This window comes from Gemmobacter nanjingensis (genome assembly GCF_014652195.1).
GTDB lineage: Bacteria > Pseudomonadota > Alphaproteobacteria > Rhodobacterales > Rhodobacteraceae > Gemmobacter > Gemmobacter caeni.
In genome coordinates, this window is sequence record NZ_BMYI01000007.1 from 69,035 (window position 1) to 93,673 (window position 24,639).

Annotated in this window: 23 protein-coding genes; 8 read left to right on the forward strand and 15 right to left on the reverse strand. The window is 63.4% G+C overall.

Going from position 1 to position 24,639, the window contains the following annotated elements:
• Positions 1-46 precede the first annotated feature (46 nt).
• Positions 47-1,099 carry a 2,3-butanediol dehydrogenase gene (locus IE126_RS12755; RefSeq protein ID WP_189381217.1) on the forward strand — a complete coding sequence of 351 codons (1,053 nt, stop codon included), beginning with the start codon at positions 47-49 and terminating at the stop codon, positions 1,097-1,099.
• Between the two features lie 70 nt (positions 1,100-1,169).
• On the opposite strand, the gene IE126_RS12760 is transcribed toward IE126_RS12755, so the two are convergent.
• Genes IE126_RS12760 through IE126_RS12775 form a run of 4 tightly spaced genes read right to left on the reverse strand, consistent with a single transcriptional unit; the run spans position 1,170 to position 4,326 of the window.
• On the reverse strand, positions 1,170-1,898 hold the full coding sequence (locus IE126_RS12760; RefSeq protein ID WP_189381218.1) for a sulfite exporter TauE/SafE family protein: 729 nt from the start codon (positions 1,896-1,898) through the stop codon (positions 1,170-1,172).
• Positions 1,898-2,899 carry a phosphate acetyltransferase gene (gene pta / locus IE126_RS12765; protein ID WP_189381219.1) on the reverse strand — a complete coding sequence of 334 codons (1,002 nt, stop codon included), beginning with the start codon at positions 2,897-2,899 and terminating at the stop codon, positions 1,898-1,900. Before pta ends, IE126_RS12760 begins: the two co-directional genes overlap by 1 nt.
• A 3-nt stretch (positions 2,900-2,902) precedes the next feature.
• Positions 2,903-3,916, reverse strand: coding sequence for a YeiH family protein (locus IE126_RS12770; protein WP_189381220.1), 1,014 nt, complete (start codon positions 3,914-3,916; stop codon positions 2,903-2,905).
• Positions 3,917-3,975: 59 nt separating this feature from the next.
• Positions 3,976-4,326 carry a thiamine pyrophosphate-dependent enzyme gene (locus IE126_RS12775; RefSeq protein WP_268245814.1) on the reverse strand — a complete coding sequence of 117 codons (351 nt, stop codon included), beginning with the start codon at positions 4,324-4,326 and terminating at the stop codon, positions 3,976-3,978.
• Here IE126_RS12775 and IE126_RS12780 point away from each other — a divergent pair.
• Entirely contained in the window at positions 4,325-5,353 is a 1,029-nt protein-coding gene (locus IE126_RS12780) for an IS110 family RNA-guided transposase (RefSeq protein WP_189381221.1), read from the forward strand. The genes IE126_RS12775 and IE126_RS12780 overlap by 2 nt on opposite strands.
• 176 nt (positions 5,354-5,529) lie before the next feature.
• Here the strand turns inward: IE126_RS12780 and xsc are convergent, their stop codons facing one another.
• The 6 genes from xsc to IE126_RS12810 form a co-directional block, all read right to left on the reverse strand.
• Positions 5,530-7,122: a sulfoacetaldehyde acetyltransferase gene (gene xsc / locus IE126_RS12785; RefSeq protein ID WP_229825461.1), complete on the reverse strand. Its 1,593-nt coding sequence runs from the start codon at positions 7,120-7,122 to the stop codon at positions 5,530-5,532.
• Positions 7,123-7,146: 24 nt separating this feature from the next.
• Positions 7,147-8,544, reverse strand: coding sequence for an NAD(P)/FAD-dependent oxidoreductase (locus IE126_RS12790; protein ID WP_189381222.1), 1,398 nt, complete (start codon positions 8,542-8,544; stop codon positions 7,147-7,149).
• Positions 8,545-8,574: 30 nt separating this feature from the next.
• On the reverse strand, positions 8,575-8,958 hold the full coding sequence (locus tag IE126_RS12795) for a nuclear transport factor 2 family protein (protein WP_189381223.1): 384 nt from the start codon (positions 8,956-8,958) through the stop codon (positions 8,575-8,577).
• Positions 8,959-9,012: 54 nt separating this feature from the next.
• Positions 9,013-10,353, reverse strand: a complete 1,341-nt coding sequence (locus IE126_RS12800) for a TRAP transporter large permease (protein ID WP_054302169.1) — start codon at positions 10,351-10,353, stop codon at positions 9,013-9,015.
• Entirely contained in the window at positions 10,353-10,889 is a 537-nt protein-coding gene (locus IE126_RS12805) for a TRAP transporter small permease (protein WP_054302170.1), read from the reverse strand. Before IE126_RS12805 ends, IE126_RS12800 begins: the two co-directional genes overlap by 1 nt.
• A 66-nt stretch (positions 10,890-10,955) precedes the next feature.
• On the reverse strand, positions 10,956-11,942 hold the full coding sequence (locus IE126_RS12810) for a TRAP transporter substrate-binding protein (protein ID WP_189381224.1): 987 nt from the start codon (positions 11,940-11,942) through the stop codon (positions 10,956-10,958).
• 108 nt (positions 11,943-12,050) lie between these two features.
• On the opposite strand from IE126_RS12810, the gene pdxR reads away from it, so the two are divergent.
• From pdxR to repC, 4 genes are all read left to right on the forward strand, one after another.
• Entirely contained in the window at positions 12,051-13,523 is a 1,473-nt protein-coding gene (gene pdxR / locus IE126_RS12815; protein ID WP_189381225.1) for a MocR-like pyridoxine biosynthesis transcription factor PdxR, read from the forward strand.
• A 383-nt stretch (positions 13,524-13,906) separates the two neighbouring features.
• A complete protein-coding gene (repA, locus tag IE126_RS12820) occupies positions 13,907-15,082 on the forward strand; it encodes a plasmid partitioning protein RepA (protein WP_189381226.1) in 1,176 nt (391 codons plus the stop codon).
• A 1-nt stretch (position 15,083) separates the two neighbouring features.
• On the forward strand, positions 15,084-16,061 hold the full coding sequence (gene repB, locus IE126_RS12825; RefSeq protein ID WP_189381227.1) for a plasmid partitioning protein RepB: 978 nt from the start codon (positions 15,084-15,086) through the stop codon (positions 16,059-16,061).
• Positions 16,062-16,343: 282 nt separating this feature from the next.
• Complete coding sequence (gene repC, locus IE126_RS12830) at positions 16,344-17,474, forward strand: plasmid replication protein RepC (RefSeq protein WP_189381228.1); 1,131 nt, start codon at positions 16,344-16,346, stop codon at positions 17,472-17,474.
• 134 nt (positions 17,475-17,608) lie between these two features.
• On the opposite strand, the gene IE126_RS12835 is transcribed toward repC, so the two are convergent.
• Positions 17,609-19,138, reverse strand: coding sequence for a malonate--CoA ligase (locus tag IE126_RS12835; RefSeq protein ID WP_189381229.1), 1,530 nt, complete (start codon positions 19,136-19,138; stop codon positions 17,609-17,611).
• Positions 19,139-19,156: 18 nt separating this feature from the next.
• Positions 19,157-20,491, reverse strand: a complete 1,335-nt coding sequence (locus tag IE126_RS12840; protein ID WP_189381230.1) for a malonyl-CoA decarboxylase — start codon at positions 20,489-20,491, stop codon at positions 19,157-19,159.
• 60 nt (positions 20,492-20,551) lie between these two features.
• Between IE126_RS12840 and IE126_RS12845 the strand changes: the two genes are divergently transcribed.
• Complete coding sequence (locus IE126_RS12845) at positions 20,552-21,283, forward strand: GntR family transcriptional regulator (RefSeq protein ID WP_229825462.1); 732 nt, start codon at positions 20,552-20,554, stop codon at positions 21,281-21,283.
• A 48-nt stretch (positions 21,284-21,331) separates the two neighbouring features.
• On the opposite strand, the gene IE126_RS12850 is transcribed toward IE126_RS12845, so the two are convergent.
• Genes IE126_RS12850 through IE126_RS12860 form a run of 3 tightly spaced genes read right to left on the reverse strand, consistent with a single transcriptional unit; the run spans position 21,332 to position 23,975 of the window.
• Complete coding sequence (locus IE126_RS12850) at positions 21,332-22,024, reverse strand: hypothetical protein (RefSeq protein ID WP_054302179.1); 693 nt, start codon at positions 22,022-22,024, stop codon at positions 21,332-21,334.
• A gap of 27 nt (positions 22,025-22,051) precedes the next feature.
• Positions 22,052-22,789: a DUF5058 family protein gene (locus tag IE126_RS12855; protein WP_108129629.1), complete on the reverse strand. Its 738-nt coding sequence runs from the start codon at positions 22,787-22,789 to the stop codon at positions 22,052-22,054.
• A 28-nt stretch (positions 22,790-22,817) separates the two neighbouring features.
• Positions 22,818-23,975 carry an amidohydrolase gene (locus tag IE126_RS12860; protein ID WP_229825467.1) on the reverse strand — a complete coding sequence of 386 codons (1,158 nt, stop codon included), beginning with the start codon at positions 23,973-23,975 and terminating at the stop codon, positions 22,818-22,820.
• 125 nt (positions 23,976-24,100) lie between these two features.
• Here IE126_RS12860 and IE126_RS12865 point away from each other — a divergent pair, with 125 nt between their 5' ends.
• Positions 24,101-24,637, forward strand: coding sequence for a MarR family winged helix-turn-helix transcriptional regulator (locus IE126_RS12865; protein ID WP_229825469.1), 537 nt, complete (start codon positions 24,101-24,103; stop codon positions 24,635-24,637).
• The last annotated feature ends 2 nt before the right edge of the window (positions 24,638-24,639 follow it).

Genomic DNA, 24,639 nt, shown 5'->3' on the forward strand with positions numbered 1-24,639 from the left:
GCCTCACGAGGGCCGGGAACCTTTCCCTGCACTGAAGGAGACTTCCATGAAAGCCGCACGTTGGCATGGCGTGAAGGACATTCGCGTCGAAGATATCGACACCCCTGCCCCCGGCCCCGGAGAGGTCGCGATCAAGGTTGCCTGGACCGGGATCTGCGGCAGCGACCTGCATGAATATCTGGCCGGGCCGATCTTCATTCCGGTAAGCGAGGCCCATCCGCTGAGCCGCGACAAGGCGCCGATCACCATGGGCCACGAATATTGCGGCACCGTCACCGAGCTGGGCGAGGGCGTGACGGGCCTGCGCCCCGGCGATCGGGTGGCCATAGAGCCGATCTTTGCCTGCGGAACCTGTCCGGGCTGCCGCGAGGGGAAATACAACCTCTGTGACAGCCTTGGTTTCGTCGGGCTTTCCGGCGGTCACGGCGGTTTTGCCGCAACCTCGGTGGTGCCTGCGCGCATGGTCCACAAGATGCCGGACGAACTGTCGATGGAACAGGGCGCGCTGGTCGAACCCGCCGCCGTGGCGCTGCATGCGGTGCGGATGTCGGCGATCCGGGCCGGGGATACCGCTGCCGTCTTTGGCGCGGGCCCCATCGGGCTTCTGGTGGTCGAGGCGCTGCGCGTCGCGGGCGCGGCGCAGATCCACGTCGTCGAACCGTCGCCCGAGCGGCGGCGCAAGGCGCTGGAACTGGGTGCGACCACCGCGATTGACCCGATGACGGCCAATCCGGTCGAAATGATCCGCGCAGTGACCGGCGGCGTTCATGTGGCCTTCGAGGTGACCGGAGTTCCGCGCGTATTGCAGCAGTGCATCGACAGCACCCGGCATGAGGGCCAGACGCTGATCGTCTCGATCTGGGAAGGTGACGCGGCCTTTCACCCCAACACCGTCGTGCTGAAAGAGCGTCAGCTTCAGGGCACCATTGCCTATCGCCACATCTATCCGGCGGTGATGGAGCTTATGGTGGAGGGCTATTTCAGCGCCGAGAAGCTGGTCACCAAGCGCATCGCGCTTGACGATATCGTCGCGCAGGGGTTCGAGGCGCTGGTGGCCGAAAAATCGCAGGTGAAAATTCTGGTAAAGGCACCCGAGTGATCGTGGCCTGAGGAAGGGCCCCCGGTCTGTCTGACGGGGGCCAGCCCCCTGCCCCGTTGTCTGGCCTTTATCAGCGCAGCACCGGGTAAACCGCCAGGCAGGCCGCCAGGCACAGCAGCCCGGCGGAAAGGCCCTGATAGGCCGGGACGCTGATATATCCCGACAGGCGGCGGCCCAGACTGTCGGCCAGCAGCAACACGGGCAGCGCGATCAGCGCCAGCCGGCCAAGACCCGCATCCGCCGCACCGCTTTGCACAAGTACCGGCAGCGCACAGATGGAAAGCGCCCCAAAGAACAGCAGCAGGGTGGCCCGCGTCCGCTCGGGCGCGTCGGGGCGCGACAGGGCATGCAGGACAACGGGCGGGCCGGGCATCGCGGCCAGCCCGCCCATGAAGCCCGCCAGAAAACCGGCCACGCCGACCGGCATCCGGCGTAGAAGTCCGGCGAGGGGCGGCGGGGCCACCCTCATCCCCACGCCCGTCAGCACCAGCCCCGCCAATGCCACGCGCGCGCCCTCGGCAGGCACCGACAGCAGCGCGAGCTGGCCGAGCGGTATGGCAGGCAGCGCCCAGACCAGCAGCCGCAGCAGATAGCCCCGGTCCAGCCGCCGCCATGAGACAAACACATCCCGTGGCACCATCGCCACCTGAAGAACGATGGTCAGCGCCACGGCCTTGGGCACAGCCATATGCAGGCTGAGCAGCGGCACCGCCAACAGCGCGAAACCAAAGCCGGTGACCGCCCGCGCCAGCCCGGCGACCAGAATGGCCGCGAGCACGGCGGGCAGCATTATGCTCATCAGGCGGCGTCCCTGCATTGGGCCGAAGTGACGGCGATCACCGCCAGCACATCTTCGGCGCTGCATCCGCGCGACAGGTCGTTTGCCGGACGGTTCAGCCCCTGCAGCACAGGCCCGATGGCGGTCAGCCCGCCCAGCCGCTGCGCGATCTTGTAGCCGATATTCCCCGATGCCAGATCGGGAAAGACAAAGACATTGGGGCGCCCCGACAAACGGCTGCCCGGTGCCTTGCGACTGCGGATCGCATCGTCGATGGCCGCATCGAACTGGATCTCGCCGTCGATTTCCAGATCCGGCTCGGCTGCCCGCACCCGCTCCAGCGCCTCGCGGATACGGGCGAGACTGTCATGTTCCGCCGATCCGGCGGTGGAAAAGGACAGCAGCGCCACGCGGGGCGTCTCGTTCAGCAGGGCGCGGGCAGAGGCGGCGGAGGCGCGGGCAATGTCGGCCAGCTCTGCCGCTGTCGGGGTGATGACCAGCCCGCAATCGGCAAAGACCATGCCGCCCTTGATCGGCGCGTCCTTGGCGCAGGACAGCATCAGGAAGAAGCTGGACACCGTATTGATGCCCGGCGCGCGCCCGATGAACTGCAAGGCGGCGCGCACGGTATCGGCTGTGGTGGCGACCGCCCCGCCCACGGTGCCATCGGCCTGACCAAGCCGCACCCGCAGCGCGGCCTGCACCAGCGGATCGCGCACCAGATCACGGGCCTGATCCGGCGTCACCCCCCGCGCCGCGCGCAGGCGGTGGCATTCGGCCGCCAGCGCCTCCAGATCCGGGGCGCGGGCCGGGTCGATCACCGCCACCGCGCCGGGCGCTGCCCCCAGCGCATCCAGCGCCGGACCCACACGCGCCGGATCGCCCAGCAGGGTGATGCGGGCCAGCCCTCGTGCCACGGCCTGAACGGCAGCGGCCTGGATGCGGGGGTCTTCACCCTCTGGCAACAGGATGTGGCGCGGCGTGGCGTGGCAGGCTTCAAGAATGCGGTCCAGCGGTTTCATGGCTCAATCCAGCAGATGCAGGCCGGTCAGCACGAAGCTGCCGATAAACAGGGTTTCGACGACCAGCAGGCCGATGGCGACAGGACCGACCTCCAGCATTTTTGCCAGCGAGGTCTTGATGCCGACCGCCGCAATCGAGATCAGCAGCGCCCAACGGGACAGAAGTGCCGCGCCCTCGGCCAGTTCTGCCGGGATCAGACCCATCGAATTGAGGGCGGCCAGGGCCACGAAGCCCAGAACGAAGCCCGGCAGCAACGGCGGACGCGCGCCTTCGGTCGCCGCCAGCCCCTTCGCCCGGATCGCGAGCGAGGCGATCAGCACAACCGGCGCCAGCATCGACACCCGGATCAGCTTGACCAGTGTCGCGGTCTCACCCGCTTCCTGCCCGACCGAGAAGCCAGCGCCCACGACCTGCGCGACATCATGGATGGTGCCGCCCAGAAACACGCCGCTTTCGATCGCAGTGAAGCCGAGCGCGTTGGAAATCATTGGGTAAACCACCATGGCCACGGTTGACAGCACAGTCACTGCCAGCACGGTGAACACAAGATCGCGTTCCGATTTCTCGTGCCGGGGCAGGATCGCCGAAATCGCCATGGCGGCCGAGGCGCCGCAGATCGCCACCGACCCGCCGGTGAGCAGCCCAAAGCGCCAGTCGCGTCCGGTCAGCCGGGCCAGCGCCAACCCGCACAGGATGGTTGCCCCCACCCCCGCCACGGTCAGCGCGATCAGGCCGGGGCCAAGGGCGCCCAACATCTCGACCGAGATCCGCACCCCCAGCAGCGCAACCCCCAGACGCAGGACGGTGCGCGCGGTGAAGGCGATGCCCGGAGCGGTACGGCTGCCATCTTCGGACAGGAAATTGAGCGCGAGGCCCAGCAGCAACGCCATCAGCATGGCGGGCGCGCCGTAATGTTCCGACAGGAATTGTGCCGTCACGCCCACCAGCGTGGCGGTGATGAGGCCGGGAAACAGCAGCCGGATCTGCGACGGCGCGCGGGTAACGGTGTCAAGCATGACGAACCTCAAGAGAAAGGGTCGGCGCGGCCCGCATTATCGGGGCCGCGCCGGATGTCTCAGACCGCGCCGCGTTGCGGGCGCATGTCCTCACGGCTGATCCCCGCCACCGGCACGGGCTTTTTCATCGCATCCCGGCGGAAGGGCTCGCCCAGTTCCTGATTGAGCAGAACCTCGATGAAGGTAGTCTTGCGGTCCTTCATCTGACGCTCCACCGCGCGGCGCAGTTCTTCGGTCAGATCGGCGGTGGAGCGGACCTGCACGCCATGCGCCCCGCAAGCCCGCGCAATCGCGGCATAGCTTGTGTCGCGGTCCAGTTCGGTGCCGACGAAGTTGATGCTGTAACCGCCCCCCGACGGCATCGATGTGCCATGGTGGGATCGCAACAATCCAAATTGGGAGGCGGTCATGTCGGAGATTATCACGGTCGGACTGGATCTGGCGAAGAATGTGTTCCAGGTCCACGGCGCTGACAGCAAAGGCAATGCTGTCTTACGCAAGAAGCTCAGAAGGGCTCAGGTGATCGAGTTCTTCGCCAAGTTGCCGCCCAGCCTGGTGGCGATGGAGGCCTGCGGCGGCGCGCATTTCTGGGGGCGGGAACTGTCCAAGCTCGGTCACGACATCAGGCTCATCCCGCCCGCCTATGTGAAGCCCTTCGTCAAGCGGCAAAAAAATGATGCGGCTGACGCCGAGGCGATCTGCGAGGCGGCGCAGAGACCGAATATGCGCTTCGTGCCCGTGAAGAGTGAGGAAACCCAAGGGGCGAGCAGCGTCTTCCGCGTCCGAGAGTTGCTCATCCGGCAGCGAACTCAGGCCATCAACGCGCTCCGCGGACACCTCACCGAGTACGGCTGGGTCGTGCCACAGGGTGCGACGAATGCACGTCGCCTTGTTGCCCTTGTCGCGGACGAGGACTCGGGACTGCCCGCAACGGCGCAGGCTTCCCTGAGGGTCCTGACTGTAACGCTTTCTCAGCTCGATGAGCAAATCGAGGCGCTGGACGCGGAGATCGGCCGCCGTGCCCGGGAGAGCGCTGTCGCCCGGCGCCTGATGACGATCCCTGGCATCGGCCCGTTGATCGCTACAGCCATAGCCACTTTGGCCCCGCCACCGGACATGTTTCGCAAGGGCCGAGACTTCGCCGCATGGCTTGGCCTCACGCCCAGGCAGCATTCGACCGGCGGGAAGCAACGGCTCGGTGCCACGACGAAGATGGGCGAGCGCTCTCTACGTCGGTTACTAATCATCGGCGCCAACAGCGTCATCATCAAGCGTCATTGCCACACGTCAGCGCGCCCCGGCACCTGGCTGGCAAGGATGCTGGAGCGCAAGCCGCCGATGCTGGTGCGCGTGGCCTTGGCCAACAAGATGGCGCGGATCGTCTGGGCGTTGATGAAGAGCGGAGAGGTCTATCGGGCTCCGGCCATGGCGACGTAAAGTCCGTCAGCGGTCGCGAGGTCGTCGGAGCGGAGGAGGGCTGAGAGCAGCTTGGCGCAACGGTCGCGAGACAGGGTTGGAAAACCAGAGCGCAACAGAGTGCCCTCGAGCACGCGGCGTTGATTTGGTTCCGACCCGCGAACACCATGCGGGCCCGCGGCATGACAATGGCCGCATCACGAGGCCGGATACATGTCAGCACCCGACACCGCGCCAAATTGCTCCCCCCAAAAAAACCTCTTGCGCAAGGGGCGGTTATACATGTTGTCATACCACAGCGTCGTGTTGCGCTTTTCGGCGCCCCACTGATAGTTGCGGAAGATCACCATGGTGATGGCGGGCCAGTCGTCGCGGCCACAGGCCGTCATCTCGTTCATCGAGATACCGAAGGCACCGTCACCGGCAAAACCGATCACCGGGGTATCGGGGCAGCCGATCTTGGCGCCGAGGATCGCGGGGAAGCCATAGCCGCAGGGGCCGAACAGGCCGGGTGCCAGATATTTGCGGCCCTTTTCAAAAGCGGGATAGGCGTTGCCGATGGCACAGTTGTTGCCGATGTCGGACGAAATGATGGCCTCGTCCGGCATCGCTGCCTGAATTGCACGCCAGGCCTGACGCGGCGACATCAGATCGGCGTCGCGGCTGCGGGCCTCCTCGTTCCAGACGGTGCCCGGATCATCCTGTTCGTGATCGAGGCTGGAAAGCTCCTGCGCCCAGCGGGATTTGGTCTGCGAAACCAGCGCGCGGCGATCGGCCCGGCCTTCGTCGCCCGCGGTGCCCGAAAGCTGTGCGAGGATGCCGCGCGCCACCTTGCCGGCATCGCCCTGAATGCCGACCGTCACCTTCTTGGTCAGCCCGATCCGGTCGGCGTTGATATCGACCTGAATGATCTTGGCCTCTTTCGGCCAATAGTCGATGCCATAGCCCGGCAGGGTCGAGAACGGGTTGAGCCGCGTGCCCAGTGCCAGCACCACATCGGCCTTGGCGATGACTTCCATCGCGGCTTTCGAACCGTTGTAGCCCAAGGGGCCCATGGCCAGCGGATGCGTGCCGGGGAAGCTGTCATTGTGCTGGTAGTTGGAGCAGACCGGCGCATCCAGCCGTTCGGCCAGCGCCACCACATCGGGGATCGCCCCGCCCAGCACCACACCCGCGCCCGACAGGATCACCGGGAACCGGGCCTCGGACACCAGACGCGCGGCCTCGGCCACCGCTTCTTCGCCGCCCGCCGGGCGTTCGAAATGCACCATCTGCGGCAGATCGACGTCGATCACCTGCGTCCACATGTCCCGCGGGATGTTGATCTGCGCCGGGGCCGAATTGCGCCATGCCCGCAGGATCACGCGGTTCAGCACCTCGGGGATGCGCGAGGCGTCGCGCACTTCCTCCTGATAGCAGACGCTGTCGGCGAACAGGCGCATCTGCTCCATCTCCTGAAAACCGCCCTGACCGATGGTCTTGTTGGCGGCCTGCGGCGTCACCAGCAGCATGGGGGTATGGTTCCAATAGGCGGTTTTCACTGCCGTCACGAAGCCGGTGACGCCCGGCCCGTTCTGGGCAATCGCCATGGCCATCTTGCCGGTGGCGCGGATGAAGCCGTCGCACATCAGGCCGCCATTGGTTTCATGCGCCACATCCCAGAAGGTGATGCCCGCCTTGGGGAACAGATCCGAAACCGGCATCATGGCAGAACCGATGATGCCGAAGGCATGTTCGATCCCGTGCATCTGAAGCACTTTCACGAAGGCTTCTTCGGTGGTCATTTTCATTGCATCTCTCCTTCTGCGCAGCCGTCAGCCGCGTTCGTCCTGAAAGTGGTAAAGCTTGTAGAGTCCCCACTGGCCGAGCCGCCGGAACGGCGTCTTCCAGCCCTCGTGAGGCAGTTCCTGATGGAAGATCGGCAGGCGCGGCACATCCGAGGCGCGCCCGGCGACCATCTGGGCTATGCGCCGCCCGGCCTGGGCGGAATACATGACGCCATTGCCGCCATAACCCATGGCGTAAAAGGCATTGGGCAGGCCGGGCATGGCGGTGATGCGGGGCATCATATCATGGCTGACATCGACCCAGCCCCACCAGCTGTAATCCAGATCAATGCCGCGCAACGCCGGGAACTTGCGGGCCAGCGCTGCGCGCAGGCCTGCCAGGTGCGCCGGATTGTCCGCATCCTGCCCGGTGATCGCCGCGCGGGATCCGATCTGCACCCGCCCGTCAGGCAACAGGCGATAGTAATGGCGCAGGGTGCGCGTGTCAGTCAGCGGCGACCCGACCCTGATGCCACAGGCCTCACGCTCGGCCGCCGTCAGCTTGCGGGTGACGATGGAGTTCGACATGATCGGCATGATCCGGTCACGCAGGCGCGGATGCAGGCCGCGCGGCGCATAGCCTGCCGTTGCCACCGCTACCGCCCGCGCCCGCACCGTGCCGCCGGGGGTACGCAGATGGTGAACACCATTGATCGTCTGCCAGCTTTCCACCGGGCTGTCGGTATGGACCTTCGCCCCCAGCTCGCGCGCCACGCGCAGATAGCCGAAGGCCAGTTTCGCGGCATGGATCGCGGTGCCGTCCGGCTCCCACATGGCGCCATGGGCTTCCTGATCGCGCACCGCCGTTTCGTGCAGTTCCTCGCGGTTAAGTATCCGGGCACCGTAACCGAAGGTTTCGCGCAGAAGGGCCGCTTCCTTCGCCAGCTTCGGCATCATCCAGCCCTTGTGGGCGATATAGTAATGCCCGCCGTCCTGCGGTTCGCAGTCGATGGCGTGATCGCGGATCAGGCCACGGAAAAGATCGAAGGCTTCGGTGACCTCGGCGTGCAGGCCCTTCGCGGTTTCCACGCCCCAGCGCTCGATCCACTGCGAACGTTTGAGCCGCCCGGACGAGATCTGTGCCTGTCCGCCGTTGCGGGTGGAGCAGCCATAAGCCACCCCGTTGGCCTCCAGCACATGCGCCTTGATGCCAAACTCTTTGGCCAGATGCAGCGCGCAGGACAGCCCGGTATAGCCAGAGCCAATCACAACGACATCGACATCCATGTCGCCTGTCACCGGGCCGTCATCCTGCGGAGCAGGCCCGGCGGTGCCGATCCAGTAGGTCGGGGCATAGTCACAGCCACTTCCGATGGATTTATCCGTCACCGGATCATACTTCTGGTTGTATGGCGCGCGTGCGCGTCTTGGTGTCGTGCCTTGCATCGACGCATTCCTGCTATGGTGGGGATGGGATCAGCGCGTCTGGATGACGGGGCGCTGTTTGCGGAAAGCCTGCTTCATCACCAGCTTGTCGTCGCGCAGGGTGAACAGGTCCACCCCCTGCGCCTCAGTCCGGCGGCCTTCGGCATCGGTGCCGCGAAACGTCCATTCCGACACGGCGCGGTCGCCGCAGACGAAATGCCGGTGATCAGCCCATTCTGCATCGGGCATCGCCGTCCAGACCGCGACAAACGCCTGGGCAATAGCGTCGCGGCCTTCGATCCGCGTGCCGAACACTTCGGACCCGCCGACGGTGGTGAACACGCAATCTTCGGCGAAATGGGTCATCACGGCGTCGATGTCATGGCGGTTGAAGGCATCGAACGTAGCCTTCAGGTCATCGGCGGTCAGGGTCATGGTTGGTCCTTTCAAGAGTGGCCGGGCCAGAACGGGCAGGCCGGAAAACGGAGGTCAGTAGCCCATCACCCTGGGCAGCCAGAGCGCGATTTCAGGGAAGGCCGCGATCACGGCGATCATCGCGGTGCTGGCGGCGGCGAATGGCAGGGCGCGCACCGAGATTTCCTCAATGGAAACCTTGGAAATCCCGGCGGCGATAAAGAGGTTCTCGCCCAGCGGCGGGGTCTGGAACCCGACCGAAAGAGTGCAGATCATCACGATACCGAAGTGGATCGGGTCGATCCCCACCGAATAGGCCACCGGCAGCATCACCGGCACGAGGATCATGATGGCGGCCAGCGTTTCCATGAACATGCCGACGAACAGCAGGAAGACGATGATCAGTGCCCAGATCACGGCGATATTCTGCGTAAGACCCAGCATCGCATCGGCGATATGCGCGGGGATCTGGTTTTCCACCAGAATGCGGCCGAAGATCGTGGCGGTGAACAGCACCAGCAGCACACGCCCCGTCAGCCAGGTCGTCGCCTCAAGCGATTTCATCACCTCGGTCAGGCGGATCTCCCGATAAATGAAGATGCCGACGAACAGCGTATAGGCAATGGCGACGATGGCAGCCTCGGTCGGGGTGAAGAGCCCGGCATAGATGCCGCCGAGGATCACGAAGGGGGCCATCAGCGCCCAGAATCCCTTGCGGCAGGCGTCAAAGATATGGGCGGGCGACAGCGGGTCGGCCCCGCCACAATAGCCTGCCGCGCGGCAGCGCAGCCAGTTCATCACCAGAAGGCCCGCCGCCATCAGGAAGCCCGGCAGGAACCCCGCGATGAACAGCTTGGAAATCGACACGGTCTGGAAGGCGCCGAATTTCTCCACCGCCTCGGCGGGGGGCTGCATGCCCATGGCCGAGATCCCGAAAATCACCATCGGAATGGACGGCGGGATGACGATGCCCAGCCCGCCCGAGGCGGCGGTGACGGCGGCGCCATAGCCCTTGGCATAGCCCGCCCGCACCATCGCCGGGATCATCAGCATCCCCACCGCCGCTGTCGTGGCGGGACCGGAGCCGGAAATCGCGCCGAAGAACAGGCAGGCCACCACCGTGGCGGCCGAGATGCCGCCGGTGAACGGGCCGGCCAGGCTTTCCGCGACAGTGATCAGACGGCGCGAGATGCCTGCCGCCTCCATCAGTGCCCCGGCAAGAATGAAGGCCGGCAGCGCCATCAGCGGGAAGGCCCCGACCGAGGAAAAGGCGATCTGTACCATCTTGATCGGGTTGTCGCCGAGGAACCACATCGTCGTCAGAGCCGAGACACCCAGCCCGACCGAAATCGGTGCCCCGAGGATCATCAGGAAGAAGAAGGTGCCAAAAAGGACCAGCGTGATCTGACCGTCCATCACACCGCCTCCGCCCTGGTTGCGGCGGCAAGAGCGGCCATATCCACTTCGTCGGGGTCGCGCGGGTCCTGGCCCCGCACAAGCTTCAGATAGTTGACCTGAAGAATGCGCAGCGTCATCAGCGTGAAGGCGACGGGCAGCACCAGCATGACCCATTTCATCGGCCAGCCCAGCGTTTGCGCCTTCACGAAAGGCTTCATCAGGCTCAGATATTCGATGGCGTAGCGGATGAAGACCAGATTGAAACCGATCCAGGCCAGATCCCCCACCGCCTCAACCCAGCGCGCCACGGACCGCGGCAGCCGGTTGATGTGGAAGGACACGCGGTTGTGCGCATACATGCGCGCCGCATAGCTGGCCCCGAAATAGGCGAACCAGACGAACAGGATGACGGAAAGCTCTTCGATCCAGGTGATCGAATTGCCGAAAACCGACCGCGCGACGATCTGCACGAAAAGCAGGCAGACGAAGCAGGCGAGCAGAAGCTGGCAAAGATAACTTTCCAGCTTGTCGAGATGGCGCCAGAAGGAAGACATGGCTGACCCTTGTTGCAAGACGACAGGGGGTGGGACCGCGCTACAGGAGGCGGCCCCCGGTGGCGATCACTCGACGGTCGGGCGACCGAGCGAGGCGAGGACGCCGTTCAGCACCTCCTTGCCGCCGATACTGTCATAGAATTTTGGCCAGACGGTCGTGGTGGCACGTTCGATGAACTCTGCCTCGCCATCCGCCGGGTCGCTGATCTCCATGCCCTTGGCCACCAGGTCCGTCTTGATCTGCGCCTCCTGATCACGCAGGAACTGCCCCGCCGCCAGCACATTGGCCTGCTCTTCGGGGCTGAGCGACTGAAACAGCTGTTCCGAGACGATCAGCGGCTCGATCGAAAAGATGTAGCGGATGTTGGTGACATATTTCTGCACCTCGTCGAACTTCATCGCGTGCACGGTCATGTAGGGGTTGTCCTGCCCGTCCACGACCTTCTGTTGCAGCGCGGCAAAGGTTTCCGACCAGGCCATCGGCGTCGGATTGATGCCCCAGGACTTGTAGGTCTCGATCATGATCTCGTTCTTCGGCACCCGCACGACGAGACCCTGAAGATCGGCCACCGTGGTCACAGGCTTCCTGGAATTGGTGAGGACACGGAACCCCGAATAGGCCCAGCCGATGATGCGCACGCCCGCGTCCTCGACCGTGCGGTCAACCATCTGCTGACCGATTTCGCCTTGGGTAATCTTCTCGGCATCCTCCAGCGACAGGATGACATAGGGCAGGGTCAGCGTGCCGACCGAGGGAGAGAAGGGCGTGATATTGTTGATGGCGAGGATCGAGAAATCCAGCGTGCCAGTCGCGGCCGCCGTCACCGTATCCTGTTCATCGCCAAGCTGGCCGTTCAGGAACAGCCTGGCGCTGTCCGCACCGCCGGATTTTTCTTCCAGCGCCTTGATGAAGGCAAGGCCAAGCGCCTCTTGCGTGCCGCCTGCCCCGTCACCGACCGCAATGCGGAAATCGCGTGCGGCAGCCGGGACGGCGCTGGCCAGAAGCATGGCAAGGACAGTCGCACGGCGCAGCGTGCGGGACGAAAAGGTCATGGTGGAACTCCCTGTTCAGCCGACTCTCCCGGTCGGGCTGCGTCAGGTTGTCACGCGACGTCAGGCATGTTTATATCCAGATGCGCACAAACTTAGGTCCAGTTTCGCATGCTGCTGACCGGCCAGATCTCGCCCGACATGTTCTTCGTGGATCGCAACCGGCGCGAGCCGTTGCAGATGCAGCTTACGGCCTCGATCACCTCGGCCCTGCTGGATACGCGGGCACAACCGGGAAGCCGGATGCCTTCGACGCGCGCACTGGCGACGCATCTTGGCCTGTCTCGCCTGACCGTCACGCTGGTTTATCAGGAGCTTGTGGCGCAGGGCTATCTTGAAAGCCTGCCGCGGTCCGGTTTCGCGGTTTCGCAGAAAGTGCCGCACCGGCGTCTGGAAGCGATTGACCAGACAGCGGTCAGCCGCGTGAACTGGGCCGTGCGCCTGCCTGATCTGACACGGCGGCGACGCATCGTGAAGCCGCTGGACTGGCGCAGCTATCCCTATCCGTTCATCTACGGGCAGGCGGACCCGAAGCTGTTCAACCACACCGCCTGGCGCGATTGTGCCCGCCGCGCATTGGGGGCGCGCGACTTCGCCGAACTGGCGGATGACAGCCTGACGCAGGATGACCCGGTGCTGGTGGATTACATCTGCCGCAACACCCTGCCCCGCCGCGGCATCCGCGCCCGGCCGGAAGAGGTGCTGATCACGCTGGGCGCGCAGAACGCCCTGTGGATCGCGGTCGGGCTGCTGGCCTTGCCGGACCGGCTGGCGGTGGTCGAAGACCCTGGTTTCCCCGACTTCGCCGAAAGCCTCCGGCTGCACGGCATGCCCACGCTGTTCGTTCCCACCGATGCGGAGGGGCTGAACCCCGATGACCTTCCGCCCCAGACCGGGCTGGTTCTGGTTGCGCCCAGCCACTCCATCCCCGTCGGTATCACCATGACGCTGGAACGCCGCCGTGCGCTGCTGGCCGCCGCCGACCGGCATGACTTTCTGGTGGTCGAGGATGATTACGAAACCGAAATGAGCTTTCTCGAACCCCCCTCCCCTTCGCTCAAGTCGCTGGATGCCTCGGGGCGGGTGATCTATCTGGGCAGTTTTTCCAAATCCTTGTTTCCGGGCCTGCGTATCGGCTATCTGGTCGGGCCCGAGCCGTTCATCCGGCAGGCGCGGGCGCTGCGCGCGATGATGCTGCGTCATGCGCCCGGACATATGCAGCGCGTGACCGGATATTTTCTGGCGCTCGGCCATTACGACGCCCATCTGGTGCGCCTGCGCGAGGTGTTCCGCCGCCGCCGCGAAACGCTGGTCAGCGCCCTGTCACAGACCCCGCTGGAAGTGGTGGGCGCCGCCCGCCACGGAGGGTCGAGCCTCTGGGTTGCCGCCCCCGAAACCATCGACAGCGCCAGTTTCGCCGAAGCGCTGCGGCCAAAAGGCGTGCTGATCGAGCCGGGCCATCCGTTCTTTGCTGCCCCTGACGGCATCTGCCGTCACTTCCGTCTGGGCTATTCCTCGATCAGCGAAGACAGGATCAGGGCTGGTGTGGCGCATCTGGCTGAAACCGTGGCACGACTGGGCTGAGCCTGCCCCAATATCGGATTTGGACAGGCCTTAGCACCACGACCGCCCTGCCCCGCGATTCGAATGAGTCCCGTTTTTGACGCCGACCCGGATGATGGCGACAGCGGCGCCAACAAGATCTGGATTGGTCGCCCCTCGCAAGGGTCCGGCTTTGTGTTTATTTATCAATAAATTAGTTGATACCCATGCCCTGCGGGGCGCCGTCCGCGACGGTGTCCCTACACAAGTTGTAGAATTTCCTTGCGTGACGGACCGACTTGGCGCATTTCTGTTCGTAGCGGAAAACTGCGAGAATTTCGGATTTCTGCGCTACAAAGAACCAAAGGCTCGGAAGAGTATGCTGAGTGCGGGCCAACCGCGCCAGCCTGATATGAGAGGGCAGCATGACAGCAGAGCAGGTATTTGCCGAGCTTCAAGGCGATGCATCCACATTGCATGAATCGATCCGGATGCATCTGGAGCGCAATTTTGCGCCGGATGCCCGCAAGCACCTCAGAAGCTTTTCCTCGACCGAAGCGGCAGAATTTCTCGGGCTGGCACCGGGCCACCTGCGCAAACTGCATGCCGAAGACAAGATCCCCGACGTTCCCCTGGATGAACGCGGGCGCAAGCTCTATTCTGCCGAAGATCTGGCGCAGATCCGGCTGGCGCTGGCGCGCACCACGCGCGACCCGTCACTGTATCTGCGGGGGCGGGTCGGCACCGAGCCTTTGCAGATCATCTCTTGCGTATCTTTCAAGGGTGGGAGCGCAAAGACCACCACCGCGGCCTATCTGAGCCAGTGGTATGCCCTGCACGGCTATCGCGTGCTGGTCATCGACATGGACCCGCAGGCCTCGCTGTCCTCCATGACCGGGCTTCGCCCCGAGATCGACTTTACCCAGAAGGGCACGATTTACGACGCGATACGCTACGAAAACCCGCTGCCGATGAGCGAGGTCGTGCGAAAGACCTATTTCCACGGGCTTGATATCGCGGCGGGCGGTCTGATCCTTTCGGAATATGAAACCGAGACGCCCTACGCCCTGCGGCATGGCTCCGAACCGCCGTTCTATCTGCGTTTGCGCGAAGCGATCCAGTCCGTAGAATCAAGCTATGATCTTGTTTTCATTGACTGCCCGCCGCAGCTAGGGTTCCTGACGCTTTCGGCGCTGGTGGCCTCTTCCTCGATCATCATTCCGGTCGTGCCGAACTTTATCGACGTGGCATCGCTGGCCCAGTTCCTGACCATGACCTCGTCACTGCTGGACACGATCCGCGACGCAGGCATGACGCTGGAATACGATTTCCTGCGCTATCTGGTATCGCGTTTCGAGCCATCAGACGGACCGCAGGCACAGGTTGCCGGGCTTTTGCGAGCGAATTTCGGGAAGCGGGTAATGACCGAAACCTTCCTGAAATCAACCGCCATTTCCGACGCCGGGCTGACACACCAGACGCTTTTCGAGGTTGGCCGGGGCAGCATGAACCGCAACACCTACGACCGTGCGATGGAAGCGATCAATGCGGTCGCGCGCGAGCTGGAGCAAGACATCCATCACGCATGGGGGAGGATCTGACATGGCACGCAAGAACATGTTCGAGGGCATCGCCCCCGCCGCCCGGTCCGAAGAAGGCGGGAAAGACCCCCTGCCCCGCCCCGCGCCAAAGATGCCCGAGGTGTTTCAAAGCGCCGGGCCGATTGCCGCCATCCGCAACGATCTGCGCAGCGTCGGCAGCCGGTCCATTCAGGATATCGACCCCAATCTGATCGAGGATACGGGCCTGAAAGACCGCATTGGCGCGCTGGACGAAGATATAACCGACCTTCGCGACAGCATTGCCCGGCATGGCCAGCAGGTTCCCATCCTGCTGCGCCCGCATCCGACGCTCAGCGGGCGTTATCAGGTGGTCTACGGTCGCCGCAGACTCGCGGCGATCCGGGGGCTTGGGACGCCGGTCAAGGCGCTGATCCGCACGCTTTCAGATGAAGAGGCGGTGCTGGCGCAGGGGCAGGAAAACAACCTGCGCAAAGACCCGTCCTTCATCGAAAAGGCGCTGTTCGCCGGTGATCTGGAGGAGGCCGGCTATGATGCGCGGGTTGTTCAGGATGCGCTGAACGTGAACCGCAGCCATACGTCGCATATGCGCAAGGTGCGCGAAGCCTTTCCGCGTGATGTGCTGGAGCGTATTGGGGCCGCGCCCTCAATCGGCTGGAAACGCTGGTATGAGCTGGCGGTGAAAGTGCTGGAACAGGGGATCGACGCCTCAACGATCCACCCTGCCCCATTTGCTGAAGGCTCCAACTCGGACCAGCGGTTTGCCGCCTGGGTGAAGGCTCTGCCTGAGCCACCAAAGGCGCCAGCAGCGCCGCGCACGGCCGTCAGCATCATAGCGAAGGATGGCTCAGACCTGGGCGAAGTCGAACTGAACCGGGGGAAGCTCGGCTTTCGTCCTTCCGCGGGTCAGACTGCCTTCGCTGCCTGGCTGCACGAGAATGCGGAAATGGTGTTCTCGCAACTTCACCAGGAGTTCGTCACCCGTTCAAGACAAGGGTGATCAAACGTTGAAGCAGAGAAAACAACAGAGGAGCAGGACCGGAAAAGGATAGGCCTCCCGAATGGAACCCACCCGGAAGGCCCGCGCAAACCACAGGGCGCCAACCCTGAGAATGCTCATCTTCTAGCAAGAGCAAACTAGCGCAGGCCCGAATCACACGCAACATCGCATCGCGGTGATCCGATATCTTTTGTCCTTTTTTCTGGGGAAAAGTATCGCTTTCCTGCCAGATGTATGCGTCCGGAGACATCGGACCGCCTGGATCGTTCCACTGAACATGCCATGGAACATATTTCGTCATCGCCCGTGCGTGCGCACGTTCGGCGGGCAGGTACTTTTTGTCCGCCGCAACCTGCCCGAGCTGCTGCTAAGTCCGAAGATCCGCGCTGGCGGCTGCTTGATCTTGTCCGCATCTGTCGCAGCCCGCTTGGTCTGCGCGACCGGGATATCACGGTCCTGCGCGGCTTGTTGTCCTTCGTGCCGGATAACGCCGATCCCACGAGGCTGGTTGTCTTTGCCTCCAATCGCGCGCTGATGGAACGCTGCGACGGGATTGATGAACGCACCCTGCGGCGCCGGATCGTTCATCTTCAGTCAAAAGGGTTGCTGGCCCGCAAACTCAGCCCGAACGGAAAGCGCTATCAGGTTCGCGATGCGCAACTGGTCTATGGCATCGACCTTGGCCCGCTCTTCAGCCTTGACCTAGATCTTGAGGCGCTGGCGGAGGAGCAACGCCGCGAAGAACTGCGGCGCAAAGCTCTGCGCGCGATGATCCGCCACGCATTGTATCACCAGACCAATCCGTCGAAAACGACGGCCTGCGAAGAGGCCCGTCGCGCCCTGCGCCGTTCGGTCGACAGCCACCAACTGAGCGAACTTCTTGCCCAGATCAACGATACTGTGGATGAAACGTCGGTAGATCAGCCTTCAGCAACATCTCATCTGACCGCCAGCGACAGTCAAAATGACCGGCACATTCAGAGTTCAAAAAAAGAATCTTATGAATCTGAATACTGCGACGAATTTATAGCCAAGGGGCCTGTCACACCTGATTTACCCCAGAACGAGGATCGGAACCCAGCTGATCTTTCCATCGATGAATGTCTTGCCCTGGCCCCCACTGCCGCAGAAATGGCGCTGGAGAAGCCACGTTGCTGGCGTGACATTGTTGCCCTTTCCGCTGCTCTGGCACCCGCGATTGGTCTGTCACCAACCGTCGTTGAGACAGCCCGAACCCGTCTCGGCCCCCTTGGCGCGGCGCTCGCTGTTCTGGGTTTGATCGAGGCATTCGGAAGGATTCATAACCCCCAAGGCTATCTGTCCCGGCTTTCCGACAAGGCACGGCAACAGGGCTTTGATCTTGTGCGTATGTTCCGCTCGCTGGTTAATCGTCGAAGCCCGCAAACGGCATGAGCATGTTTGCCCCGGTAAACATTGGTACCCCCACGAGGAGACCATCAGACGTATACCCGGGTAAACATGGCTTGGCTGCGCAGCATTTTATGCATCGGGACAGAATAACATCTTCCGTGCCATGCTTGCTTCGGTTACGCCTCCGGCAGCGTCCCCTTCTGGTAAAGCTGCGCAAAACGTCTCCGCAGTTCAGCTTTCTGGACTTTGCCCATCGCGTTCCGTGGCAGTTCCGGCACAAAAAGCACACGCTTGGGCTGCTTGTAGCGGGCAAGCTGATCGCCAATCGCGCGGAGAATGCCCGCCTCGTCAATCACGCCTTCCGTTTCGCCAACCACGATGGCGGTGACGCCCTCGCCAAGATCGGGATGCGGCAGCCCGATCACCGCGCTCTCAGCCACACCGGTAATCTCATCAATCAGCGCCTCGATCTCCCTGGGATAGACATTGTAGCCGCCCGAGATCACCAGATCCTTGTCACGCCCGACAATGCGCAGGTAGCCATCCTCGCCGATCTGCCCCAGATCGCCGGTAATAAAGAAACCATCCGCGCGAAACTCCGCCGCTGTCTTTTCCGGCATGTTCCAGTAACCGGCAAAAACATTCGGCCCCCGGACCTCAATAGCGCCTATCTCGCCTCGTGGCAGAGGTCCGGCGGTTTCGCGATCAGTGATGCGGATTTCCACCCCGGGTAAGGCCATGCCAACCGCACCGGGCTTGCGGGAACCGTCATAAGGGTTGGATGCGATCATACAGGTTTCGGTCATCCCGTAGCGTTCAAGAATAGCGTGGCCGGTCTGTGCTTCGAAGTCACGGTGATCTTCCGGCAGCAGCGGGGCCGAACCGGAAATGAAAAGCCGCATGTTTGAGGTCGCTGCATGATCAAGACGGCCGGATTTCAGCAGCCGTGTGTAGAAGGTGGGCACACCCATCAATACTGTTGCCCGGCTCATCAGGCCGATCACCTCCTCCGTCTCAAACCGTGTCAGCCAGATCATCGCGGCACCAGCCGCTAGCGTCATGTTAACGGCCACAAACAGGCCGTGGGTGTGGAAGATCGGCAGCGCATGGATCAGGCGGTCATCAGCGGTATAGCGCCAGATCTGCGACAAGGCGGCGGTGTTGGACGCAAGATTGCCATGGGTCAACACCGCGCCCTTTGACCGGCCGGTAGTGCCAGATGTGTAAAGGATGGCGGCTGCATCCTCCATCTTCCGCGCAACATGGTTTGTCATAGGGTGGGCCATACGGACCTGATCCATCAGCGTGCCATCCGCCTTGGCGCCCAGACTTTCGACGCGCAGCACCGCTGACTGGCGGCTCCGGTGCTCTGACCGCGTTGCAGGGCTGCACAGAAACAGGAGCGGGGCGGCGTCTTCCAGGAAATAGTCGATCTCTGCGCCGGTATAAGCCGTGTTGAGCGGCAGATAGACCGCGCCGACCTGAAGCGTGGCAAGGTAAAGGCAGATCGCCTCAGGGCTCTTTTCGGTCTGCGCCGCGACCCGATCACCGGGTTGCACACCAAAGCCGGTCAGGACGGTGGCCAGACGATGCACCAGATCGCGCGCCTGCGCATAGGTGACATCGGGGGCGCCCGGCCTTTCGAACAGCGTCTTTTGGGGGGCGCCTTCGGTCGAGGCAAGGAAGCTTTCATAGATCGTCTGCATGGATGTCTCCGGCTGAAATCAGCGTGTCAGGGCGGCCGCGAGGGGCGCGCCGGTGGCGATGGTGCCATCGCGAACGAAAGCCTCATGCTGGGCTTCGATGGCGGCGGGTTCGTAGAGGTAATTGACCATCAGCCCATGGCCGCGCGTCAGTGCGCCTTCGGACAGATCGGCAGGCCAGTTCACCCGCCAGGCGGCAGCTCCATTCCCCAGATGAAACCGCGCCACCGGATCGCGGGGCGCACCGGAGCGGTTGCGGGCGCCGGTGAGGTAGCGGGCCGCAAGTGCCTCGACCTCGGGTTTCAGCCGGGCTGCTTTGGCAGGATCGTTCTGCCATCCGTCGACAGCCAGCCGCTTTGCCAGGGCCGGACCGCGCGCGTCTTCACCGCTGGCAAGCCAGGCCGCAAAATCCGGGGCAGGGGAGAGGGTCACGAACCTGCGCAGCGCGGGAAGCTCTGCGGCAAGTTCGGCCACTACCTGCTTGATCAGAAAATTACCGAAAGAGACGCCCTTCAACCCGGCCAGCGTGTTGTTGATTGAATAGAACACCGCAGTCGTAGCTTCCTCCGCCTCAGGTGCGACGGGCGCGGTCAGGATCGGGGCGATGCGGTCGGGGGTATCGCGGGTCAGCGCCACCTCGACGAAGATCAGTGGCTCATCCCCGGTCGCGGGATGGAAGAAGGCATAGACCCGCCGGTCGGCCGGATCGAGCCTGCGGCGCAGATCCTCCCATCCCTGCATCGGGTGGACGGATTCGTAGGCCATGATCTTTTCAAGGACGGAAGCCGGAGTGGACCAGTCGATCCGTTCCATCCGCAGGAAACCCCGGTTGAACCATGAGGCAAAAAGATGCGCGAAATCGGCATCCAGCGGTCGCAGGGACGCATCGTTGCGCATCGCGATCAACAGGTCGGCCCGCATATCGACCAGCTTTCGTGTCGCTCCCGGCGCTGTGTTCAGACGGCGGAGCAGGGTCTGGCGTGGCGGCTCCACAGCGTCAAACAGCGGCACCAGAGTCGCGGCTGAAGGGGCCGCATCATAAGCGGCGAAGGCATGACGGATGAGGGTGGGGTCAGCGTCAAAGCGGTCACGCAGCAGATCGAAGAAGCCGCGCTTTCCTGTCGCGTCCAGTTCGGCATAGGCGGCAAGGGCCTGTTCCGCTACCGCGACGCGCGCGGCATCGCCGACGCGGCCCATCAGCACCTCGCAAGCGGCTGCCAGCCGTTCGGGGGCGGGCCGGGCCAGAGCCTTGCGCGTGGCATTTTCATCCGGTGGCGCTGATTTGCGGCCGATCCCTTCAGTGCCGGTGATGGCCTGAACCAGATCGGTCAGAAAGGCGAGTTTTGGGCGTGGCATGGCATATCCTCCTGCGACATCTTATACATATTAAGATAATTGTTGTATATAACATGACGAATGTTGGACATCTTTCGAAGAAGGGTTAAATTGCAACCCGTTATCAATCTTCAGCAGGACGTCGCCTTGGATCGCCCGGCCCGAATGAACGCAGCGCAGATCCGGCAGGCGCTGGAAAATGCCATCGTCGATGGCCGATTCGTGCCGGGTGAAAAGCTGGACCCCGAAGCGCTGTCGGCCGAGTTTGCCTGTTCACGCACCCCGATCCGCGAAGCATTACAGGCCCTGGAAGCGTCGGGACTCGTCCGGATCGAACCGAAGCGCGGCTCATTCGTGACCGAGCTTGGCCTCGTCGAGCTGACCGAACGGTTCGAGGTGATGGCGGAGCTGGAGGCGATGTGCGCGCGCCTCGCTGCCAGCCGCGCGACGGCGTCCGAAGTGGCACGCATCCGTACCGCGCAGGCGGGCTGCGAAGCGGCGATCCAGACTGGCGACACCGATGCCTACTACAGCCGGAATACGGCCTTCCATCAGGCAATCTATGCCGCCTCGGGCAATCGCTTCCTCGAAGCCGAAGCTCTGCGGCTGCAAACCATACTGCAACCCTATCGCCGCCGGCAGCTGACGCTCCGTGGACGGATGACGCGTTCGCTGGACGAACATCGCCGCATCGTCGCGGCAATCGAGGCCGGAGAGGCGGTGCGGGCAGCGGCCGAAATGAATGCACATGTCGTCATTCAGGGCAGCCGTTTTCACGAACTCATCGCGGCGCTGCGGGCGGGCGGGGAATGACGAAAGGGCCGCCCCGAACCGGGACGGCCCGCAGGCAGGGCAGGGGGCTCATGCCGCTTTCGGGACAGCGGCGCGGTTGCCCCAGTTCAGCGCAACCGCCAGCACGATGGCGAGGATACCCGCAGCGGCAGAGCTGTAGATCTCGGACAGCGGCGACAGGAAGATGGCGAGCCCCGCCGCAGCCCCGGTCAGCGCATTGCGGCGCGTGGCGCTGTTGATGAACATGATCACGACCGCGCCATAAAGGGCGGGCAACGTATAGGCCTTGATCGCCTCCGCCACCGGGGCGGGCAGGACCGCGATCAAGGCGCTGCCGATCAGCACCAGCGCAATCAGGAACACAAGGTTCACCAGAACGGAGACCACGATGCCCAGCACCGCCGCGACCTCGGCCTTGCGGGTACCCGCCTCGGCCTCGATGGCGCTTTGACAAGATATCACCACCGGCATGCGCATGTTGCCGATGTTGCCCGACAGGAAGCTGATATAGGTGCCGCAGACCCCCAGAACCGGGAAATAGGAAACCGGCTCCACCACCCACATGATGCCGACGATGGTGGCGATGGCCAGAAGGCCCGTCAGGATCGGGCCGACGCCCGGAAAGGCGCCCAGCACGAACGACAGGTAAAGTGCGGGCATCAGGCACAGCACCATGGCAATAGCCAGCGTCAGCCGACCGATGCGATGGGCGCGCGGGATGAAGCTGCTTCTGTAGAAACCTTCCATGTTTTGTTCAGGCATGTTTTGTCTCCCCGTATGTTATTGTGATCAGGCCAGCAGATGCCCGGTGACGGAACCGGCGACGAGCCCGACGATCAGCGAAAGGCCCACGGCCCATTCGCGCAGCCAGGCGCGGTGCTTGCCTGCCAGATGCAGCAGAACCATGCACACGGCGGCGGCGATGACGGCGGCCATGTCATCCGGCTCGATACTGAAATTGCTGAGCCAGGTCTTGTCGACCACGGCATTGACTCCCAGAAGACCGAAGATGGCGATGGGGGTGGCGGTGCCGACCGCGCGGATCAGTCCGGGGTTGCTGACCGCCATCTTGTCCTGCGCGCGGTCCAGCCCCTTGGTCAGCAGAAAGGCGGAAAGCAGCCAGCCCATGCCGCCCAACGTCATGACCCAGACTGAGGCCGCGAGGGCCTGAAGCGTGTAGCTATCGGCGCCCAGCTTCGCGCCAAGCGCCTTGGCGCCCTGATCGGCGGCGAGGAACTCGAACACTGCCGAGCCGATGACACCCACCCGCATCAGCGTGACCGGCCCGCCCACCATGGCCATCAGCGAAACCGCGACGAAGAAGATCGCGATGGCGGGGCCGACCGAATTGATCGCGGCGGTCTTGTACACCACCCGCCGTTCCTCCGCCGTCAGGATGGCGTAGCGGTCCGAGAAATCCAGCGTCATGCGCAGATAGAGCAGCGACTGCACCACCACGACGCCGATCACGAGTGTTGCAAAAAGCCACAAGACCGGGCCATTTGCGACCTGAAGAACCTGTTCCATTTCGATTTCCCTGTTGGTGATTATTCGTTCAGGCCAGTTCCGCCGCGATCAGGCGGCAGAAATAGCTCGCTGCCGTGGGCAGGATGTCATCGTTGAAATCGAAGCCCGGATTATGCGGCATGGCACCGGGACCGGCGCCGACCATGACGTAATTGCCGGGCACATCCTCGACCATGAAGGCGAAATCCTCGCTGCCGGTGAAGGGGGCCACATCGCCATGCACATTCTCGGTGCCGACCGTTTCGGCGGCGACGGCAAGCGCGATCGCGGTCGCATCCGGGTCGTTGACCAGCGGCACGAAGATATCCTCGAACATGATTTCGGCGCTGCCGCCATAGGTGGCAGCCACGCTCTGTGCCACCTCGGTCAGGCGCTGGGTCATCTGGTCGCCCACCGCCTTGTTGAAATAGCGCAGGCAGCCCTTCAGCGACGCCTTGTCGGGGATCACGTTGAAGCTGTTGGTCCCGGCATAGACATCGGTGAAGGATACGATGCCGGATTCGATGGGATCGACGTTGCGCGCGACGATGCTTTGCGCCGTCATCACGATGTTCGCGGCGATCTGCGTGGCGTCGATGGTGGTCTGGGGTAGGGCGGCATGGCCGCCGCGGCCCTGCACCCGGATGGTGAAGAAGCGACTGCCCGCCATCATCCGCCCGCTGCGGGTGAAGATGTGGTCCTTCGCATAGCCTGGCGCGTTGTGATAGGCATAGATCCGGTCACAGGGAAACCGCTCCAGCAACCCGTCCTTCAGCATGGCCAGTGCTCCGCCCAGGCCCTCTTCTGCCGGCTGAAAGATGAAATGCACCTTGCCCGCGAAATCTCGATCGCGCGACAGATGCCAGGCGGTCGCCAGCAAGGTGGCTGTGTGGCCGTCATGGCCACAGGCATGCATCACCCCTGGCACTTTGGAACTGTAGGGCTTGCCGGTTTCCTCGGTGATCGGCAGCGCATCCATATCGGCGCGCAGGCCGATTGTACGGTTTGAAGGCCGCGTGCCGTGCAACACGCCCACGATACCAGTGCCGCCGATGCCGGTATGCACCTCGTCCAGCCCATATTCGCGCAGCTTGGTCGCCACCAGCTCAGCTGCGAAGGTCTCCTGAAAGCCGAGCCCCGGATTTTCGTGCATGGCCCGGCGCATGCGGGCGAATTCGTCCTGCGCCGCAACGATGCTTTCGATCATCCCCATCATGTTCCTCCCGAATCAGTTTATATTGTTGCATTTGTAAATAGTCTCATATTGATACTATTGTACCTAACGAATATTTGCGCCTTGATGGATCAGGGCCGGTATTGCACAGGGGTCGCATGCCGAAACGCGATGGAAAGGCCGCGATGTACAGGAACTGGTCAAAGGCGTTTCGGCAGGGAAACGCGGTCTACAAGCTGAACATGCTGGGTACGGCTGCTGTCAGGGCGCTTGATGATCGTTTCGTCGCCCTGGTGGGGCTTGATGTGCGAACTGTGCGGGTGCTGCGGCTGATCGGCGACAACCCCGGCATCGGCTTTGCCGAAATCGCCACCTATGGCGCGCTGGAACGCAGCCTTGCCTCGCGGCTGATCCAGAGCCTTGTGCGCGGCGGGCATGTCGAACGCCGCAACGACCCGCAGGATGCGCGCCGCTTTGGCCTTTACATCACAGAAACCGGCGGCACGGCGCGCGCCCGCGCCGATCTTCTGTCGGAGGTCGGGCTGGAGCTGCTGTTCCAGAACTTCGATCCCGCCGAGGTTGTGGCGTTCACGGGTATGATGGACAGGCTTGCCGACTGGATCGACAGTGATGAGTTCGAACGCGGCGCTGCCATCCGGCTGGACGAAGCCGCCCGTCGCGCCGAAACGCTTTAACC

Bases quoted from the DNA above. Each gene is read 5' to 3' on its own strand.
- IE126_RS12860 (WP_229825467.1), bottom strand. From the start codon at position 23,975: ATGATCGAAAGCATCGTTGCGGCGCAGGACGAATTCGCCCGCATGCGC.
- IE126_RS12835 (WP_189381229.1), bottom strand. From the start codon at position 19,138: ATGCAGACGATCTATGAAAGCTTCCTTGCCTCGACCGAAGGCGCCCCC.
- repC (WP_189381228.1), top strand. From the start codon at position 16,344: ATGGAACATATTTCGTCATCGCCCGTGCGTGCGCACGTTCGGCGGGCA.
- IE126_RS12775 (WP_268245814.1), bottom strand. From the start codon at position 4,326: ATGACCGCCTCCCAATTTGGATTGTTGCGATCCCACCATGGCACATCG.
- IE126_RS12810 (WP_189381224.1), bottom strand. From the start codon at position 11,942: ATGACCTTTTCGTCCCGCACGCTGCGCCGTGCGACTGTCCTTGCCATG.
- xsc (WP_229825461.1), bottom strand. From the start codon at position 7,122: ATGAAAATGACCACCGAAGAAGCCTTCGTGAAAGTGCTTCAGATGCAC.
- IE126_RS12770 (WP_189381220.1), bottom strand. From the start codon at position 3,916: ATGCTTGACACCGTTACCCGCGCGCCGTCGCAGATCCGGCTGCTGTTT.
- IE126_RS12850 (WP_054302179.1), bottom strand. From the start codon at position 22,024: ATGCCTGAACAAAACATGGAAGGTTTCTACAGAAGCAGCTTCATCCCG.
- IE126_RS12805 (WP_054302170.1), bottom strand. From the start codon at position 10,889: ATGTCTTCCTTCTGGCGCCATCTCGACAAGCTGGAAAGTTATCTTTGC.
- repB (WP_189381227.1), top strand. From the start codon at position 15,084: ATGGCACGCAAGAACATGTTCGAGGGCATCGCCCCCGCCGCCCGGTCC.
- IE126_RS12755 (WP_189381217.1), top strand. From the start codon at position 47: ATGAAAGCCGCACGTTGGCATGGCGTGAAGGACATTCGCGTCGAAGAT.
- IE126_RS12845 (WP_229825462.1), top strand. From the start codon at position 20,552: ATGTTGGACATCTTTCGAAGAAGGGTTAAATTGCAACCCGTTATCAAT.
- IE126_RS12855 (WP_108129629.1), bottom strand. From the start codon at position 22,789: ATGGAACAGGTTCTTCAGGTCGCAAATGGCCCGGTCTTGTGGCTTTTT.
- repA (WP_189381226.1), top strand. From the start codon at position 13,907: ATGACAGCAGAGCAGGTATTTGCCGAGCTTCAAGGCGATGCATCCACA.
- IE126_RS12780 (WP_189381221.1), top strand. From the start codon at position 4,325: ATGTCGGAGATTATCACGGTCGGACTGGATCTGGCGAAGAATGTGTTC.
- IE126_RS12840 (WP_189381230.1), bottom strand. From the start codon at position 20,491: ATGCCACGCCCAAAACTCGCCTTTCTGACCGATCTGGTTCAGGCCATC.
- pta (WP_189381219.1), bottom strand. From the start codon at position 2,899: ATGAAACCGCTGGACCGCATTCTTGAAGCCTGCCACGCCACGCCGCGC.
- IE126_RS12865 (WP_229825469.1), top strand. From the start codon at position 24,101: ATGCCGAAACGCGATGGAAAGGCCGCGATGTACAGGAACTGGTCAAAG.
- IE126_RS12790 (WP_189381222.1), bottom strand. From the start codon at position 8,544: ATGCAAGGCACGACACCAAGACGCGCACGCGCGCCATACAACCAGAAG.
- IE126_RS12760 (WP_189381218.1), bottom strand. From the start codon at position 1,898: ATGAGCATAATGCTGCCCGCCGTGCTCGCGGCCATTCTGGTCGCCGGG.
- pdxR (WP_189381225.1), top strand. From the start codon at position 12,051: ATGCTGCTGACCGGCCAGATCTCGCCCGACATGTTCTTCGTGGATCGC.
- IE126_RS12795 (WP_189381223.1), bottom strand. From the start codon at position 8,958: ATGACCCTGACCGCCGATGACCTGAAGGCTACGTTCGATGCCTTCAAC.
- IE126_RS12800 (WP_054302169.1), bottom strand. From the start codon at position 10,353: ATGGACGGTCAGATCACGCTGGTCCTTTTTGGCACCTTCTTCTTCCTG.